General features: G+C 64.9%; 17 protein-coding genes. 8 read left to right on the forward strand and 9 right to left on the reverse strand.

The window, feature by feature from the left end; translation table 11 throughout:
• Positions 1 to 8 precede the first annotated feature (8 nt).
• The 4 genes from sdhA to GV368_RS06445 form a co-directional block, all read right to left on the reverse strand.
• A complete protein-coding gene (gene sdhA / locus GV368_RS06430) occupies positions 9 to 1,802 on the reverse strand; it encodes a succinate dehydrogenase flavoprotein subunit (RefSeq protein WP_142811359.1) in 1,794 nt (597 codons plus the stop codon).
• 2 nt (positions 1,803 to 1,804) lie between these two features.
• Positions 1,805 to 2,152, reverse strand: coding sequence for a succinate dehydrogenase, hydrophobic membrane anchor protein (gene sdhD, locus GV368_RS06435; RefSeq protein ID WP_142811357.1), 348 nt, complete (start codon positions 2,150 to 2,152; stop codon positions 1,805 to 1,807).
• Positions 2,146 to 2,538 (reverse strand): succinate dehydrogenase, cytochrome b556 subunit, encoded by a 393-nt coding sequence (sdhC, locus tag GV368_RS06440; protein ID WP_142803435.1) that lies wholly within the window; start codon positions 2,536 to 2,538, stop codon positions 2,146 to 2,148. Before sdhC ends, sdhD begins: the two co-directional genes overlap by 7 nt.
• 79 nt (positions 2,539 to 2,617) lie before the next feature.
• Positions 2,618 to 3,346 carry a GntR family transcriptional regulator gene (locus GV368_RS06445; RefSeq protein ID WP_142803436.1) on the reverse strand — a complete coding sequence of 243 codons (729 nt, stop codon included), beginning with the start codon at positions 3,344 to 3,346 and terminating at the stop codon, positions 2,618 to 2,620.
• Positions 3,347 to 3,480: 134 nt separating this feature from the next.
• Here GV368_RS06445 and GV368_RS06450 point away from each other — a divergent pair, with 134 nt between their 5' ends.
• The 3 genes from GV368_RS06450 to GV368_RS06460 all read left to right on the forward strand — a co-directional run bounded on the left by GV368_RS06450 (position 3,481) and on the right by GV368_RS06460 (position 6,953).
• Complete coding sequence (locus tag GV368_RS06450; protein ID WP_142803437.1) at positions 3,481 to 4,473, forward strand: malate dehydrogenase; 993 nt, start codon at positions 3,481 to 3,483, stop codon at positions 4,471 to 4,473.
• 180 nt (positions 4,474 to 4,653) lie between these two features.
• Entirely contained in the window at positions 4,654 to 5,655 is a 1,002-nt protein-coding gene (locus tag GV368_RS06455) for an HpcH/HpaI aldolase/citrate lyase family protein (protein ID WP_169115940.1), read from the forward strand.
• Complete coding sequence (locus GV368_RS06460; RefSeq protein WP_206673312.1) at positions 5,652 to 6,953, forward strand: lytic murein transglycosylase; 1,302 nt, start codon at positions 5,652 to 5,654, stop codon at positions 6,951 to 6,953. Before GV368_RS06455 ends, GV368_RS06460 begins: the two co-directional genes overlap by 4 nt.
• A 103-nt stretch (positions 6,954 to 7,056) precedes the next feature.
• On the opposite strand, the gene GV368_RS06465 is transcribed toward GV368_RS06460, so the two are convergent.
• Positions 7,057 to 7,260 carry a cold-shock protein gene (locus GV368_RS06465; protein WP_028874475.1) on the reverse strand — a complete coding sequence of 68 codons (204 nt, stop codon included), beginning with the start codon at positions 7,258 to 7,260 and terminating at the stop codon, positions 7,057 to 7,059.
• 176 nt (positions 7,261 to 7,436) lie between these two features.
• Positions 7,437 to 7,841 (reverse strand): fluoride efflux transporter CrcB, encoded by a 405-nt coding sequence (crcB, locus tag GV368_RS06470; protein WP_235933698.1) that lies wholly within the window; start codon positions 7,839 to 7,841, stop codon positions 7,437 to 7,439.
• A gap of 63 nt (positions 7,842 to 7,904) precedes the next feature.
• On the opposite strand from crcB, the gene GV368_RS06475 reads away from it, so the two are divergent.
• Positions 7,905 to 8,204 (forward strand): nucleotidyltransferase domain-containing protein, encoded by a 300-nt coding sequence (locus GV368_RS06475; protein ID WP_142803439.1) that lies wholly within the window; start codon positions 7,905 to 7,907, stop codon positions 8,202 to 8,204.
• Positions 8,201 to 8,665 carry a hypothetical protein gene (locus tag GV368_RS06480; protein ID WP_142803440.1) on the forward strand — a complete coding sequence of 155 codons (465 nt, stop codon included), beginning with the start codon at positions 8,201 to 8,203 and terminating at the stop codon, positions 8,663 to 8,665. The genes GV368_RS06475 and GV368_RS06480 overlap by 4 nt, the downstream gene beginning before the upstream one ends.
• Here the strand turns inward: GV368_RS06480 and GV368_RS06485 are convergent.
• From GV368_RS06485 to GV368_RS06495, 3 genes are read right to left on the reverse strand one after another with little or no spacing between them, the layout of a single operon-like run.
• The gene (locus tag GV368_RS06485) at positions 8,662 to 11,121 is read right to left on the reverse strand and encodes a Lon protease family protein (RefSeq protein ID WP_169115941.1); all 2,460 of its coding nucleotides are present in this window, start codon (positions 11,119 to 11,121) and stop codon (positions 8,662 to 8,664) included. The two genes, GV368_RS06480 and GV368_RS06485, sit on opposite strands and share 4 nt — an antisense overlap.
• A 9-nt stretch (positions 11,122 to 11,130) precedes the next feature.
• Positions 11,131 to 12,438 (reverse strand): homoserine dehydrogenase, encoded by a 1,308-nt coding sequence (locus GV368_RS06490; RefSeq protein ID WP_169115945.1) that lies wholly within the window; start codon positions 12,436 to 12,438, stop codon positions 11,131 to 11,133.
• Between the two features lie 9 nt (positions 12,439 to 12,447).
• Entirely contained in the window at positions 12,448 to 13,704 is a 1,257-nt protein-coding gene (locus GV368_RS06495) for a pyridoxal phosphate-dependent aminotransferase (RefSeq protein ID WP_169115946.1), read from the reverse strand.
• Positions 13,705 to 13,900: 196 nt separating this feature from the next.
• Here GV368_RS06495 and GV368_RS06500 point away from each other — a divergent pair, with 196 nt between their 5' ends.
• Genes GV368_RS06500 through GV368_RS06510 form a run of 3 tightly spaced genes read left to right on the forward strand, consistent with a single transcriptional unit; the run spans position 13,901 to position 16,182 of the window.
• The gene (locus tag GV368_RS06500; protein WP_142803442.1) at positions 13,901 to 14,269 is read left to right on the forward strand and encodes an Mth938-like domain-containing protein; all 369 of its coding nucleotides are present in this window, start codon (positions 13,901 to 13,903) and stop codon (positions 14,267 to 14,269) included.
• A gap of 17 nt (positions 14,270 to 14,286) precedes the next feature.
• A complete protein-coding gene (locus GV368_RS06505; protein WP_142803443.1) occupies positions 14,287 to 14,754 on the forward strand; it encodes a peroxiredoxin in 468 nt (155 codons plus the stop codon).
• Between the two features lie 21 nt (positions 14,755 to 14,775).
• A complete protein-coding gene (locus GV368_RS06510; RefSeq protein ID WP_142803444.1) occupies positions 14,776 to 16,182 on the forward strand; it encodes a PhoH family protein in 1,407 nt (468 codons plus the stop codon).
• Positions 16,183 to 16,257 lie beyond the last annotated feature (75 nt).

Consider the following 16,257-nt stretch of genomic DNA (forward strand, 5'->3'; position numbering starts at 1 on the left):
CCCGCCGGTCAGTACGTGCGCTTGGCGAGCGCGATGGGTTGGGTGTCGGGGTTGAGCGGCTTGAGATTGACCGGCTTGTACTCGAGCCGGTTGCCGTCGCGGAACCACAGGGTGTGTTTGAGCCACTCCTTGTCGTTGCGCCCGTTGGGGAATTCGGGCGTATCGGGACAATCGTCGCGCACGTGCGCCCCACGGGATTCCTTGCGCGCCGCGGCCGAGATCATCGTCGCTTTGGCCACCTCGATGAGGTTCTCGAGCTCGAGCGCCTCCATGCGCGCCGTGTTCCATACTTTGGAATGGTCGCGGATGGCCGTGCGACGCACCCGTTCCTCGACCGCGAGGATTTTCTGCACCCCTTCCTCGAGCTTGTCCTTGAAGCGGAAGACGCCCGCGTGGTTTTGCATCGTGCGCTGCAGCTCGAGCAGCACATCGGCCACCGGCTCGCCTTCTTTCTGGTTCTCGAGGCGCGCCAGGCGCGCGAGGCTCACCTCGGCCGCATCCTTGGGCAGCTCACGCAAGCTCAGGTTACCGCTCTTGATATCGGCCACGGCGGTTTCGGCCGAGGCCTTGCCGAAGACGAGCAGGTCGAGCAGCGAGTTGGTGCCCAGACGGTTGGCGCCGTGCACCGACGCACAGGCGCACTCGCCGGCGGCGTAGAGCCCGGGCACCGGCGCGTTGGGATCGCCGTTCTTGGGCATCACCACCTGACCACGATAGTTGGTCGGAATGCCGCCCATCATGTAGTGGCAAGTAGGTACCACCGGAATCGGCTCCTTGATCGGATCGACCCCGGCGAACTGGATGGCGATCTCGCGGATGCCCGGCAGCCGCTTCATGATGATCTCGGGCGAGAGGTGCGTGATGTCGAGCAGGACGTAGTCCTTGTTCGGCCCACAGCCGCGCCCCTCGTTGATCTCGGTGACCATGGCACGGGCAACGACGTCGCGCGAGGCCAGATCCTTGAGGTTGGGCGCATAGCGCTCCATGAAGCGCTCGCCGTTGCAATTGCGCAGAATGCCGCCTTCGCCGCGCACCCCTTCGGTGATGAGCACGCCCGCACCGGCAACGCCCGTGGGGTGGAATTGCCAAAACTCCATGTCTTCGAGCGGAATGCCGGCACGCGCGGCCATCCCCAGACCGTCGCCGGTATTGATGAAGGCGTTGGTCGAGGAATGATAGATACGCCCCGCCCCGCCGGTGGCGAAGATGGTGGCCTTGGCGTGGAAGATCGCCACTTCGCCCGTTTCGAGTTCGAGCGCCGTAACGCCGAGCACGTGCCCCTCGCTGTCGCGGATGAGGTCGAGGGCCATCCATTCGACGAAGAAGTGGGTGCGCGCGCGCACGTTGCGCTGGTAGAGCGCATGCAGCATCGCGTGCCCGGTGCGGTCGGCCGCGGCACAGGAGCGCATCACCGGCGCCTCACCGTAATTCATCGAATGCCCGCCGAAGGGACGCTGATAAATCTTGCCCTCGTCGGTACGGTCGAACGGCATGCCATAGTGCTCGAGCTCGATCACGACCTCGTTGGCCTTGCGCACCATGAACTCGATCGCATCCTGGTCACCCAGCCAGTCGGACCCCTTGACGGTGTCGTACATGTGCCAGTGCCAGTGATCGGGCGTGGAGTTGCCCAGCGAGGCGGCCACTCCGCCCTGCGCCGCCACGGTGTGCGAGCGCGTGGGGAACACCTTGGTGAGCACCGCCGTGCGCAACCCCGCCTCGGCCAGTTGCAGCGCTGCGCGCAGGCCGGCGCCACCGGCGCCGACGATCACGGCATCGAAGGTATGCTTCGCGACTTTCACGGTCAGAGTCTCCACAGGATTTTGGCCGCCCAGCCGGCGTAGCCGACGAGCAGGAAGAGCGTGACGAGATGCAACGCCAGGCGCAGGCCCAGCGGCTTGACGTAATCCATCCAGATGTCGCGCACGCCGACCCACGCGTGATAGGCAAGCGACATGAAGAAGAGGAAGGTGAGGAAGCGCATCAGCCCGCCCGAGAAGAGTGCTGACCAGTGTTCATGGTCCATCTTGGGCAAGGTTAGCGCCGAGAAGGCAAAAATGATGGTATAGAGCGCCATGTAAGCACCGGTGGCGCGCTGACCGAGCCAATCGCGCAGGCCGTAGCCGGCGCCGACGACGAGACGTTTCACCATAGCCAGACTCCCAGGATCACGGTGAGCGTAAGGCTGACGATCAGCACCAGCCGCGCGCTCTGGCGCGCTTGCTCGAGCTCGATGCCCTTGTGCAGATCGAGCAGCAGGAAGCGGATGCCGGCGCAGAAATGGTGCAGGTAGGCCCACAGCAGACCGAAGAGGATCAGCTTCACCAGCGGATGGCCGACGATCGCCTTGTAGGTGGCGAACGTCTCGGGTGAAGACACGCTCAAGTCGAACAGATACAACAAAAACGGCAACAGCAGGAACAACCCGGCCCCGCTGATCCGATGCAGGATCGAGACGATCCCCGGCAACGGCAGCCGAATTTCCCGCAGGTCGAGAAACTTGGGCCGCGCCTTTCGTGCCACGCTTGCTTCGCTCATCGCGCTTGCTCCCTTGGTCACACATACGCGCCCGCCCCGGCGGACGCACCCTCGAAAAAACGGCGCTCGCCGACCCGACTCAGGTCAGCTCGTTGTGGTAATGGTATTGCGTGGTGAGATAGCGCCCACGGCGCCATTCCACCGGCCGATCATTGTAAGTATACGTCACGCGCTCCACCGACAAAAGCGGCGTTCCCTCCTTCACGCCCAGCGTCTCGGCGGCCATGCGGTCGGCGGCCACGGCGCGGATGCGCTCCTCGGCCCGCAGCATGCGCACGCCGAAGCGCGTCTCGAAGAAACTGTAGAGCGAACCCTTCCACTCTTTGAGCGTGTCGAGCGTGAGCCCCTCGAATACTTCGCCAGGGAGATAGATTTCGTCGAGCACCACCGGTTTGCCCGAAAATTTCAATACCCGCCTGAGGATGATGATCGGATCGCCTACGGGAATCTGCAGCACACGCGCCGCCTCCTGTCCCGCCTTGGCGCGCCAGCAATCGAGCGGCACGCTCTGCGGCTGGGTCAGGCTGCCGTCGTCGGGCACGAGCCGCAGGAAACGGAAGAACTGGCGCGGATCGTGGTGCGAGACCACGAAGGTTCCTTTGCCCTGCTTGCGCTCGAGCACGTTCTCCGCGGCCAATTCGTCGACGGCCTTGCGCACGGTTCCTTGAGAAACGCCGAAACGAGCCGCCAGCTCCTGCTCGCTGGGGATGGCCTCGCCCGGTCGCCATTCGCCGGATTCCAGCGCCTGGACGATCAACGATTTGATCTGCCGATACAACGGACTGAAGGAGGGTGCATTCGAAGCCATGTTTGCTATTTCAGCACAAAAAAGATAGGACGTCTACCATGTCTACCGTCTTATATAAGATATAAGACATGGATTGACAAGCTGCGATCACCCGACTAGGATTTAAAGGTTATCGTTCACCATGGAGAACACCGATGAGCAAAGCCCCCGTTCGCGTCGCCGTCACCGGCGCCGCCGGTCAGATCGGCTACAGCCTGTTGTTCCGCATCGCCAGCGGCGAAATGCTGGGGAAAGACCAGCCCGTCATCCTGCAGCTGCTCGACCTGCCCCAGGCGCAAAAAGCGGTCAAGGGCGTGATGATGGAACTCGAAGACTGCGCCTTTCCGCTGCTCGCCGGCATGATCGCCACCGACGACCCCAACGTCGCGTTCAAGGATGCCCAAATCGCCCTGCTCGTGGGCGCGCGCCCGCGCGGGCCCGGCATGGAGCGCAAGGATCTGCTCTCCGAAAACGCGAAAATCTTCACCGTGCAGGGTAAGGCGATCGCCGAACACGCCAATCCCGACTGCAAGGTGCTGGTGGTCGGCAACCCCTGCAACACCAACGCCTACATCGCGATGAAGACCGCCGAGAAAGTCGGCCGCATCCCCGCGAAAAATTTCACCGCCATGCTGCGGCTGGACCACAACCGGGCGCTCGCCCAGCTGGCGATCAAAACCGGCCGGCCGGTGTCGAGCTTCGAGCACATCGTCGTCTGGGGTAACCACTCCCCCACCATGTACCCCGACTATCGCTTCTGCACCTCCAACGGCGAGTCGGTCAAGGATCTCATCAACGACGAAACCTGGTACCGCGAAGTCTTCATCCCCACGGTCGGCAAACGCGGCGCCGCCATCATCGAGGCGCGCGGCCTCTCTTCGGCCGCCTCCGCCGCCAACGCCGCCATCGACCACATCCGCGATTGGTGGCTGGGCACGAACGGCCGCTGGGTAACGATGGGCGTGCCTTCCGACGGCTCCTACGGCATTCCCGAAGGCATCATCTTCGGTTTCCCCTGCGTGTGCGAGAACGGGGAATACCGTATCGTCCAGGGCCTGCCGATCGACGATTTCTCCCGCGAGCGCATCCTCGTCACGCTCAATGAGCTCATCGAGGAACGCGAAGGCGTCAAGGACCTCCTCGGCTGAGCCTCCAGAAAACGATCGCTGCGCTCGGGCCTGGCCGACTCCTACGCGAGACGGCACCGCGCCCGATCCTTGATGCGATCGATTCGGAGGCGTCGAGGCAAACCCGCTGCAAAAGCGGTATCATCGAGGCACGGAGTGCGCATTGCGCTTCCGTGCCTTTTTCCATCCCATCACTACGCCATGACCCGATCCCAATTACTGCGCCCCGCCCAAGTCCTCTTCGAACACGAGCGCGAACTGCCCGACATCCCGGCCGTGGATCACTACGCCGGTAGCGAGAAGTTCATGCGCCGAGCGCTCGCCCTCCAGGTCGACATGGGGCCCATGTTCGACGTCACGCTCGATTGTGAAGACGGCGCACCTGCCGGCAACGAAAAGGCCCACGCGAAGATGTGCGCCGAACTCGTCGTCTCGAGCGAAAACCGCCATGGCCGTGTCGGCGTGCGCATCCACGACCTCACGCACCCGCATTGGTTGCGCGATCTGGAGACCATTCTGCCAATCGCCGCGTCTCGACTCGCCTACCTCACCGTGCCCAAGGTGCGTTCAGCGCGCGACGTGCGCATCGTACGCGAGGCGATGCGCTCGCTCCTGCCGCCCGGCACTCGCCCCCCGCCGCTGCACGTACTCATCGAAACGCCGGAAGCCTTGGCCGAAGTCACGCGCATTACCCGTGAACCGGGCGTGGAATGCCTCGACTTCGGCCTGATGGATTTCGTCTCCTCGCACCGCGGCGCCATCGCAGCGGAAGCGATGCGCTCGCCGACGCAATTCGAACACCCCTTGATCCGGCGCGCCAAGGCCGAGATCTCGGCCGCCGCCCACGCCGCGGCCATCGTGCCGGCGCACAACGTGTGCACCGAGCTCGAAGATACTTCCCTGGTTTATGCCGACGCGCATCGTGCCCGCACTGAATTCGCCTTCCTGCGCATGTGGAGCATCCATCCCAACCAGATCCGCCCCATCCTCGAAGCGATGCAACCCAGCGCCGCGGAGATCGAAGACGCGGTGCGCATCCTCGGCTCAGCCCAGGACGCCGCCTGGGGCCCGATCCGCGATCGAGGCCGGCTTCACGATCGCGCTTCCTACCGCTATTATTGGTCGGTGCTGCAACGCGCCCGTCGCACCGGCATCGCGCTCGCCAACGACGTCCTGCATCGCTTTTTTGGACCCGACTCGTGAACCGCCCATCTTTTTTTGCGCAACGGCGCTTTCCACGCTGGATCATTCCCCTGCTCCTGTCGCTGCCGGTGGCCGGAGCCAACGCACAATCCTCCTATCCTGCGCTTTCCGAGGACGAATTCCGCGCCTGTCTGGAACGCCTCGCCCCCGAGGCCGAGCAACGCGGCATCCCAGCCGACCGGTTCCTCTCCCTCATCGCCGATCTCAGCCCCGACCCGAGCGTAATCGCCCGCCTAGACCGCCAGCCCGAGTTCGTCACCCCCATATGGCAGTATCTCGCCAATCTCGTCGACGCTCGGCGCATCCAAACGGCCCAGGAAAAGCTGCGCGAGAACGAAGGCTTGCTGCGCTACGTCGAAGCCACTTATGACGTCGACGCCGAGCTCATCGTCGCCTTCTGGGCGGTGGAGAGCAATTTCGGACAGAATCTCGGCCGCGACGACCTGCTGCAATCGCTCGCCACCCTGTCGTGCTTCGGCAGGCGCCAGAGCTACTTTCGCTCTGAATTCCTCACGGTGGTCAATATCCTCGAGCGCGGCGACACGGGGCAGACGCGGCTGCGCGGTTCCTGGGCCGGGGCCTTCGGGCAGACGCAATTCATGCCCAGCACCTTCGAGCGCTATGCCGTCGATTTCGATGGTGACGGCAAGCGTGACCTCTATCGTTCCCTGCCCGACATTTTCGCTTCCACCGCCAATTTCCTGAAACAAGCCGGCTGGCGACGCGGAGAACCCTGGGCGATCGAAGTCGTACTGCCGCCCACGTTCGATGCCAAACTCGCCGGACGTACGAAAAAACGCCCGACGAACGAATGGTTCGCCATGGGGCTTTCCCGTGCCGATGGCAAACCCTGGCCGCGCACCTTGCCGGAAAAAGCCGCGCTGCTTCTGCCTGCTGGCCGGCAAGGCCCGGCGCTGCTGGCTTTTCCCAACTACGACGCGATCTTCCGCTACAACGCGGCCGAATCCTATGCCTTGGCGATCGGGCTCCTCTACGATGCACTCAAAGACCCCATGAAGGCCGCCCGGTTCGACCCCAAGCAACCTTTCGTCCAACCTTGGCCCACCGACGACCCCCCGCTCACCCGGTCCGAGACCATGGAGCTACAAGAGCGCCTCTCTGCTCTAGGGTACGATCCAGGAGTCATCGACGGTGTGGCCGGCACGCAAACGCGCGAAGCCCTCACTCGTTTCCAGCAAGAGTGCGGCAATCAGGCATTCGAGGCCGATGGCTGGCCCGGCACGAAGGCGCTCGAGCAAGTACGGCAATTCGAAGGGGGATGCGAGCAAACGCGCTGAGCCGACGCTCCTCGCCGAATAACACCAAAAAAAAGAAGCCACCCTGTTCGGGTGGCTTCCCTGCTGCCAGGCGGTCCAACGTCCCGCCGCGGCGGGGCAGACGTCAGGCTTTCTGAATGTTCGACGCTTGCTTGCCTTTCGGCCCTTGCGTGACTTCGAAGCTGACTTTCTCGCCTTCCTTCAGGGTTTTGAAGCCCGGCATGTTGATCGCGGAGAAATGCGCGAACAGATCCTCACCGCCGTCATCGGGGGTGATGAAGCCGAACCCTTTGGAATCGTTGAACCACTTGACAGTACCAGTTGCCATGATGAAGCTTCCTTCGTTACTACTTTATTGAAACGGGCCGGATGACCCACGGTGTGCCGAGCAGGAATCGCGAATCTCCGCAAGCGGTGAAGACGATGCGCGCTTCGAACACTGTCGCTACAATACGCGCCTTTTACGCGGGCGTCAATACATTTTTCTCCATGCGCACAATTTTTTTACGTCAGCGCGCGCAGCAGCTTCACGGTGGCGAAACCGCCTGCCGTTGCCAGGAGCGATCCGCCCAGGTGCAACACCATGGCGACGAGCGCAAGCGCGAATCGTCCGTGTTGCATCAAGGCGAAGACTTCGGCGCTGAACGTAGAGAAGGTGGTCAGGCCGCCACACAACCCCGTGGTGACGAACAGACGCCATTCCAAAGGAATTTCCGGCCAGGTCGAGAACACCGCGATCGCCGCCCCGATCACGAACCCACCGATCAGGTTCGCCGCGAGCGTCCCCGGCGGCAGTTCGGGAAACCAGGTATTGAGCCGCACGCCCAGCTGCCAGCGCAGCAAAGCCCCCAAGGCCGCACCCACGGCGATCGCCGCCGCTTGCGCCAGCACGCTCCCACCGTTCATCATGTTCTCCTGATGCCACAGCCTTGATCTTGCCGCTCGTCGAGAGCCCCTGTTATCATCCCCTGCATGAGACTCACCCCTGCCCAAATCGAACGCATCCGCTCCCTCGTGACCGAACTCGCCGGAGCTCAGGCCACCGTACGGCTCTTCGGCTCCCGACTCGATGACTCAGCCCGCGGCGGCGATGTCGACCTGCTCATCGAAGTCGTGGAACCGGTTGACGAACCGGCCCTACTCGCCGCCCGCATCGCAGGCCGAGTAAGCCGCCTGCTCGACGGCCGCAAGGTAGACGTCGTGCTCGCCGCGCCGAACCTGAAAGAGCTCCCGATCCATCACGTCGCCCGCCGCGAAGGAATCGTCCTGTGATCGCCGATCGCCGCGCCGCCGAACGCTTGCAGCAGTTGCTACAACTGGCCGAGCGCGAGCTCGCCCATCTTCTCCTCACCGACCAGCGCCTCTTTTCCAAACCCTTTACCACCGCCAGGGCACTGCAGCTGGAAACGGATCCCGACCTCGCCGAACGCGTCGATGCGTTCGTCGCCCGCTTCGGGCGCTTGCAAGATACGCTGGGCGACAAAGCCCTGCCGGCCTATCTGGTCGCGCACGGAGAGCGCATCGCCACCTTCATCGACAACCTCGACCGCGCCGAACGGCTCGGTCTGATCCGCGATGCCCAACAGTGGATGGACATCCGCAAATTGCGCAATCTCATGATTCACGAATACGTCGAGGATCCGGCGATGCTCGCCTCCGCGCTGCAAGCCGCCCACGACTTCGTGGCTGAACTCGCCGCCGTGGTCGAGCGTTTGCGCTCGGCCACTTTCTAATCCCCGCCATCCTTCTCCCGCCGCCGCCAACGCCGGCGCAGCGGCGCGCCCTCACCAGCGGCGGAGTGGATTTCGGCCATGCGGCGCAGCTGCGCCGCCACGGCCTCGTTGACCGTGCGTGGCCGGCCGGTGGGAATACGTCCGTCGGGCGCACCGGCGGGCATACCGGTGAGCAAGGCCATCGCCTCGTCTACCGTATCTACCGCCCAGATTGCGAATTTCCCTGCCCGTACGGCTTCGACCACTTCCTCGCGCAGCATCAGGTGGCGCACGTTGCCCCGAGGGATGATCACTCCTTGCTCGCCGGTCAGCCCCCGGCGAGCGCACAGAGTAAAAAACCCCTCGATCTTCTCGTTCACCCCGCCGATCACCTGGACTTCGCCGAACTGATTGACCGAACCGGTCACCGCCATTCCCTGCGCGAGCGGCAGGCCGGAGATGGCCGACAGCAATGCACACAGCTCGGCGAGCGAGGCCGAATCGCCCTCGACGAACGCATAGGATTGCTCCATCACCAGGCTCGCCGACAGCGACAGCGGCTGATGGCGTCCGAAGCGCCCGGCAAGAAAAGACGCGAGGATCATCACCCCCTTGGAGTGGATGGCTCCGCCGAGCTCGGTCTCGCGTTCGATGTCGACGACCTCACCCTCACCGCCCAAGCGCACCGTGGCGGTGATGCGCACCGGATAGCCGTAGCTCTGATGCGCGACGTCGACCACCACCAGGCCATTGATCTGCCCGGCGCGCGCGCCCTCGGTGGAAATGAGGAGCTCCCCCTCGAGCATCGCCTCGATCGTCTCCTCGGCGTGACGGGCAAGGCGACGCTCACGCGCCGCCACCGCCGCGCGCACGGCTTCCACCCCGATCTCCTGCGCTGCGTCGGCATGCGACAGGGCGTCCGCCTCTCGCAGCAGATCCACCAGAGTTCGCGTGCGCAAGGTGAGGCGATGGGCATGCTCGGCCTCGCGGGCGGCCTGATCGAGCACTGCCGCGAGCGCCGCGGCCGACGGCGGGCGCAAGGCGTTCTCGCGCGCCAGATGCAGCAGCAAGCGCGCCAGGCCCGCCTCGGTTTCGGGCGTGCGCGGCACGTCGTCGGCCGCTTCGGCCGGAATCTTGAAGAGATCCTGGAAATCGTCGTCCAGATCGAACAAGATATGAAAAGTGTCGGCCGAGCCGATGAGCACCACTTTGAGCGGACAATCGATCGGCTCGGGCTCCAGCATGCGTACGCTGCCCCAACCGGCCGCCTCCGGAGGCGGTTCGATGCGCACCTCGCGCCGCTGCAGAGCGCGCTTCAAGGCGTCCCACGCCGCCGGCTGTGCCAGCAGCCGCTCGGCATCGAGCAGAAGAAAACCGCCCCGCGCGCGCACGAGCGCCCCGGCACGGATCAACTGGAAATGCGTGATGCGCTCACCGAGCTGCTGCAGCGTCTCGACCCAACCCACGAGGTTGGCGTAGCTCGGGTTGTCTTCGAACACCACCGGGGCACCCTCACCGGCCTCGTGCGCCACCAGCACGTGGATCTGGTAACGGATGAGGGGAGAAAATGCGGCATTGCGCCCGCCCTCTTCGTCGTCCTCCAGCCACTCGCGCTCACCATCGAGGATGTCGCGCTCGATTTCGTCGAGCAGGCCGATCACCGCGGACAAACCGGCGTATTTCTCCCGCAACGGGGTGAGCAAGTGTCGTACCACCGGCTCGAGTGCTTCCCGTTCGGCGCGCCGGATCGCGCTGTAGAGCGCTTCTCGCCAGGCGGGGAATTCGTCGAGCACTTCCACGAGGCGCTGGCGCCAGCGCTCCACCGCCTGCTCGATGCGCGCCTTCTCCTTGGCCGAGAAGGCTTCGTAGCGCTCGGGCGCGAGCGGCTCGCCTGCCTCGTCCACCGGGACGAAGGCCCATCCATCGCCGGTCTGCAGCAGCTTGAGCCGATCCTCGGCGCACGCCTGCACGATCGCTTCGATCGCCCGGCTCTCGCGCTCCTTGTGCGCCGATTCCAGCGCCTCGATCCGCTCCTGATGGGCTTTCGCCTCGAAGGCCGCGTTTACCGCCGGCTCGAGCTGTCGCGTGAAATTCTGCAGGTCGTCGGCGAGCCTACGCGCCGTGCCCGCGGGAAGTTTCAGCAGGCGCGGCCGTTGCGGATCGGAGAAATCGTAACGATAGGCGAGATCTTCGGGCGCCGGCAGGCGGCGAGCCGCCTCCCCGATGTGGTGCAAGGCGATCGCGTGCCGCCCCGTGCCCGGCAGGCCGAAGAGAAACACGTGATAGCCGCCCACGTGATTCATCGCCAGAGCAAAGCGCAGCGCCTCCTCGGCCCGCTCCTGCCCCAGTCCCACGGGCACCGCCTCGCCCGGCTCGGCCAGCACCGCCGCGATCACGGCTGGATCCGTTACCCGGCGTAAAGACTGCGGCGGCAAGCGATGATGCGCCCGCCGCATTTCCCCTGCGAATTCGTCCATCGCGCGCCGTCAGTCCGCCAGCGGTTCGATGCGCAGCCGCGTGACGGCCCCCTGCACGGCCTCCAGGGCTTCGATCGCCGCGATCGCCCGGTTCATCGCCGCTTCGCTCGCCCGGTGCGTAGTCATCACGATCTCGGCCCGACCACCCTCCGGCGCCTTCTGGATCATGGCCGCGATGGAGATTTCTTCGGCAGCGAGCACGTGGGTCAACTCGGCGAGCACCCCGGGACGGTCGAGTACCTCGAGTCGCAGATAGGAGGACGTGTGGCATTCCGCGATCGGCAGCGCCGCCACTTCGTGCACCTGGTCCGGCTGAAAAGCCAGGTGAGGCACCCGATTCCCCGAATCGACCGTGTGCAGGCGCGTGACGTCGACCAGGTCGGCGATCACCGCGCTCGCCGTGGGCTCCGCCCCCGCCCCTTTGCCGTAGAACATCGTCTGCCCCACCGCATCGCCCTTGACCAGAACCGCGTTCATGGCGCCATGGACATTGGCGAGCAGATGATCGGCCGGCACCAGCGTGGGATGTACCCTCAGCTCGAACCCGCCGTCGCGGCGCTTGGCGATCCCCAGCAGTTTCAGGCGATAACCGAGTTCCTCGGCATAGGCCACGTCGCGCGGCTCGATCCGGGTGATCCCCTCCACGTAGGCGCGCTCGAACTGGATCGGCACGCCGAAGGCGATCGAGGCCATGAGCGTGACCTTGTGCGCCGCGTCGATCCCTTCCACGTCGAACGTGGGATCGGCCTCGGCATAGCCGAGCTGCTGCGCCTCGGTGAGCGCCTGGGCAAACGTCACGCCGCGCTCACGCATCTGCGTGAGGATGTAATTGGTCGTGCCGTTGATGATGCCGGCCACCCATTCGATGCGGTTGGCCGTGAGCCCCTCGCGCAGCGCCTTGATGATGGGGATGCCGCCCGCCACCGCCGCCTCGAACGCCACCATCACGCCTTTCTCCTGAGCCCGGGCGAAGATCTCGTTGCCGTGCACGGCGAGCAGCGCCTTGTTGGCGGTCACCACGTGCTTGCCCGCCTCGATCGCAGCGAGCACCAGGTCCTTGGCGATGGTATAGCCGCCGATGAGTTCGACCACGATGTCGATGTCCGGCGCGCGCACCACGGCGAAGGCGTCATCCGTCACCTCCGCCGCCCCGGCGGTGAGCGCCCGGGCACGTTCCACGTCGCGATCGGCCACCCGCGTGATGCGAATCGGCCGCCCGGCACGGCGCGTGATCTCTTCGGCATTGCGTTGCAACACGCGCCACGTTCCGCCACCGACGGTCCCGATTCCCAACAGCCCTACCTGCATCGCCTTCATCGTCATTTGTCATCGATCCTTTTTCGCTGAACCCATCACCACCTGATGCCGTCGCCGGTAGCGCTCCAAAAACCGCTCGATGCGCCCGATCGACTCGTGCAGATCATCGACGTGCGGCAGGAACACCATGCGGAAATGATCCGGCTGCGGCCAGTTGAACCCCGTGCCCTGCACCAGCAACACTTTTTCCTCCTCCAGCAGCTGGAGGATGAACTCCTGATCGTCGGCGATCGGATACACCTTCGGGTCCAGCCGCGGAAACATGTAGAGCGTCGCCTTCGCTTTCATCACCGATACGCCGGGGATGCGGCTCAAGAGCGCATGCGCCGTATCGCGCTGGCGCGTGAGCCGCCCCTGCGGCGCCACCAGATCCTGGATGCTCTGATACCCTCCCAGGGCCGTCTGGATCGCCATCTGCCCCGGCACGTTCGAGCACAGGCGCATCGAGGCGAGCATGTTGAGCCCCTCGATGTAATCGGCCGCGTGCCGCTTCTCGCCCGAGATCACCATCCACCCGGCGCGATAGCCGCAGGCACGGTAGTTCTTCGAAAGGCCATTCATCGTGATGAAGAGCACGTCGTCGGCGAGCGCGGCGATCGAAGTATGCGTGTTGCCGTCGTAGAGCATCTTGTCGTAGATCTCGTCGGCGAACACGATCAGCTGATGCTCGCGCGCGATCTGCACGATGCCTTCCAGGATCTCGCGCGGATAGAGCGCGCCGGTGGGGTTGTTGGGGTTGATGACCACGATCGCCTTGGTATGCGGCGAAACCTTCTTGCGGATGTCGGCCAGATCCGGCAGCCAGTCGGACGCCTCATCGCACAGGTAATGCCGCGGCTTGCCGCCGGAGAGGCTCACCTCCGCCGTCCACAACGGATAATCCGGCGCCGGCACCAACACCTCGTCGCCCTGTTCGAGCAGCGCCTGCAGACTCATCACGATGAGCTCGGAGACGCCGTTGCCCAGGATCACGTCCTCCACGTCGACCCCGGCGATGCCTTTCTGCTGCGTAGTATAGTGCACCACCGCCTTGCGCGCCGAGAAAAGCCCTTTCGAATCGGAATAGCCCCCCGCCTCGCGCAGGTTGCGGATCACGTCCACCACGATCTCCTCGGGCGGCTCGAAGCCGAAGGGCGCGAGGTTGCCGATGTTGAGCTTGATGATCTTGTGACCGTCTTCCTCCATCTGCTTGGCACGCGCCAGCACCGGCCCCCGGATGTCGTAGCAGACGTCGTCGAGCTTCGACGATTTCAGGATGGGGCGCAGAGAAGGTAGCGTGGCCTCGACCACCGCCTCCGGCGTCTCTTGCTCCGTCTGCCCCTGCCGTACCGGCACCACGTTCCCGCTGCGCATTCCCATGGTTGCGTCCTCGCACGAAAGCGCCCGCCTTGCCCGGTCGGGCGCGAAACGGTAATCTTAGCCAAAAATTACCGCATTGCGGCAACTTCCCCGGGAAAAACGCATGGAATTGCGCCTCGAACACCCCCAAGACATCCGGCTCGTCACCGCCCACGGCCCCGGCTGGGTCGAGATCGACCGCCAGCGCCACGAAACCAACATCATCCTCACCCCCGAGGCCGTCGCCCCCTGGTTCGCCGGCGGGTTCGACGCGCTCGACGAAACGGCGATCGATGCCCTTTTCTCCTCCCAGCCCGAGCTCGTGCTGATTTCCACCGGCGCCACGCTGCGCCGCCCGCCCGTGCCACTGCTGCGCCACCTCGCCGCCGCGGGCATCGGTTTCGAATTCATGACACTCTCGGCCACCTGCCGCACCTATAATGTCACCGCCAGCGAAGGCCGCCGCGTCGTCGCCGGCCTCATCCTCACCTGATACGGCAGGAGACGATCATGCTCGAACCCGGAACCCTTGCGCCCGACTTCACGCTGCCCGCCACCGGCGGCCAGGAAATCACCCTCTCGGCCCTGCGCGGCCGCCCCGTCGTCCTCTACTTCTACCCCAAGGACAACACCCCCGGCTGCACCAACGAAGCCATCGCCTTTCGCGACCTCTACCCCGAGTTCGCCGCGCTCGGCGCCGTGATCCTGGGCGTGTCGCGCGACAGCGTCAAATCCCATGAGAACTTCAAGGCCAAATACCAGCTCCCCTTCGAGCTCGTCTCGGATACCGACGAGCTCGCCTGCACCGCCTACGACGTCATCAAGAACAAGACGATGTACGGCAAACCCGTGCGCGGCATCGAACGCTCCACCTTCCTCATCGGCCCCGACGGGCGCATCCTCCACCTGTGGCGCGGTGTCAAGGTCGACGGCCACGCCCAGGAAGTACTCGCCGCCCTACGAAAAACCCTGGCCTGATCGCCGCCGAAAGGATCGCCGATGCCTCGACACCGCCCGACCGCCGCCGAGCGCAAGCTCTACGTCATCGACACCAACGTGCTCATGCACGACCCGACGGCGCTCTTTCGCTTCGAGGAACACGACCTCTTCCTTCCCATGATCGCGCTCGAAGAGCTCGACACGCACAAGAAGGGGCTCTCGGAAGTCGCACGCAACGCCCGCCAGGCGAGCCGCGAGCTGGAAGCCATCGTCAGCGGCCGGGACGCCGCGCTCGCCGAAGGGTTCGACCTCGCCGGCCCCTCCGGCGGGCAGGCCACCGGCCGGCTCTACCTCCAGACCGAGGCAATGGAAGCGGAACTCCCCATCAGCCTGCCTCTGTCGCGCGCCGACAACCAGATCCTCGCCGTGGTCAAGGCGCTCGCTCAGCGCTTCGCCCCGCGCCCGGTGATCCTCGTCTCCAAGGACATCAACCTGCGCATCAAGGCCCGCGCACTGGGGCTCGCCGCGCAAGATTACCGCAACGACAAAATCCTCGAAGACACCGACCTCGTCTATCCCGGCGTGCGGGCGCTGCCGCCCGACTTCTGGGAGACGCACGCCAAAGGGCTCGAATCCTGGCGCGACGCCGGCCACGACTGGTACCGCATCCAGGGTCCGATCGTGTCCAAGCTCCTGCTCAACGAATTCGTCTACCTCGAAGGGCCCCAGCCGCTGGAAGCGCGCGTCGTCGCCCTGGAAGGCAAGCGCGCCGTACTGCGCACCCTCACCGACCGCCGCCACGAGAAAAACGCCGTCTGGGGCATCACCGCGCGCAACCGCGAGCAGAACTTCGCCCTCGACCTGCTGCTCGACCCCGAGATCGACTTCGTCACCCTCCTCGGGCAGGCCGGCACCGGCAAGACGCTCCTCACGCTCGCCGCCGCGCTCGCCCAGACCTTCGAGCAGAAGCGCTACACCGAAGTCATCTTCACCCGCACCACCGTGCCCATCGGCGAAGACATCGGATTCCTGCCCGGCACCGAAGAAGAAAAGATGACCCCCTGGATGGGCGCGCTGGAAGACAACCTCGAAGTGCTCCTGGGCGGCACCCACGAAGGCGGCGACTGGGGCCGCGCCACCACCGGGGATCTCGTGCGCAGCAAAGTCAAGGTGAAGAGCCTCAACTTCATGCGCGGACGCACCTTCGTGCGCAAGTTCCTCGTGCTCGACGAGGCGCAAAACCTCACGCCCAAGCAGATGCGCACGCTCATCACCCGCGCCGGCCCCGGCAGCAAGGTGGTATGCATGGGCAACCTCGCCCAGATCGACACCCCCTACCTCACCGAAGGCAGCTCGGGGCTCACCTACGTGGTCGAGCGCATGAAAGGCTGGCCCCACGGCGGCCACGTGCTGCTCGCCCGCGGCGAACGCTCGCGGCTCGCGGATCATGCGGCGGAGGTGCTGTAACAGCCCCACATCGCAATCAGGCCGGAACTCTTCGTCTGTTGTCAACAAATAGAACTGTCCGGTTTCGTAGCACAT

This window comes from Tepidiphilus baoligensis (genome assembly GCF_012911495.1).
Classification (GTDB): Bacteria; Pseudomonadota; Gammaproteobacteria; order Burkholderiales; family Rhodocyclaceae; genus Tepidiphilus; species Tepidiphilus olei.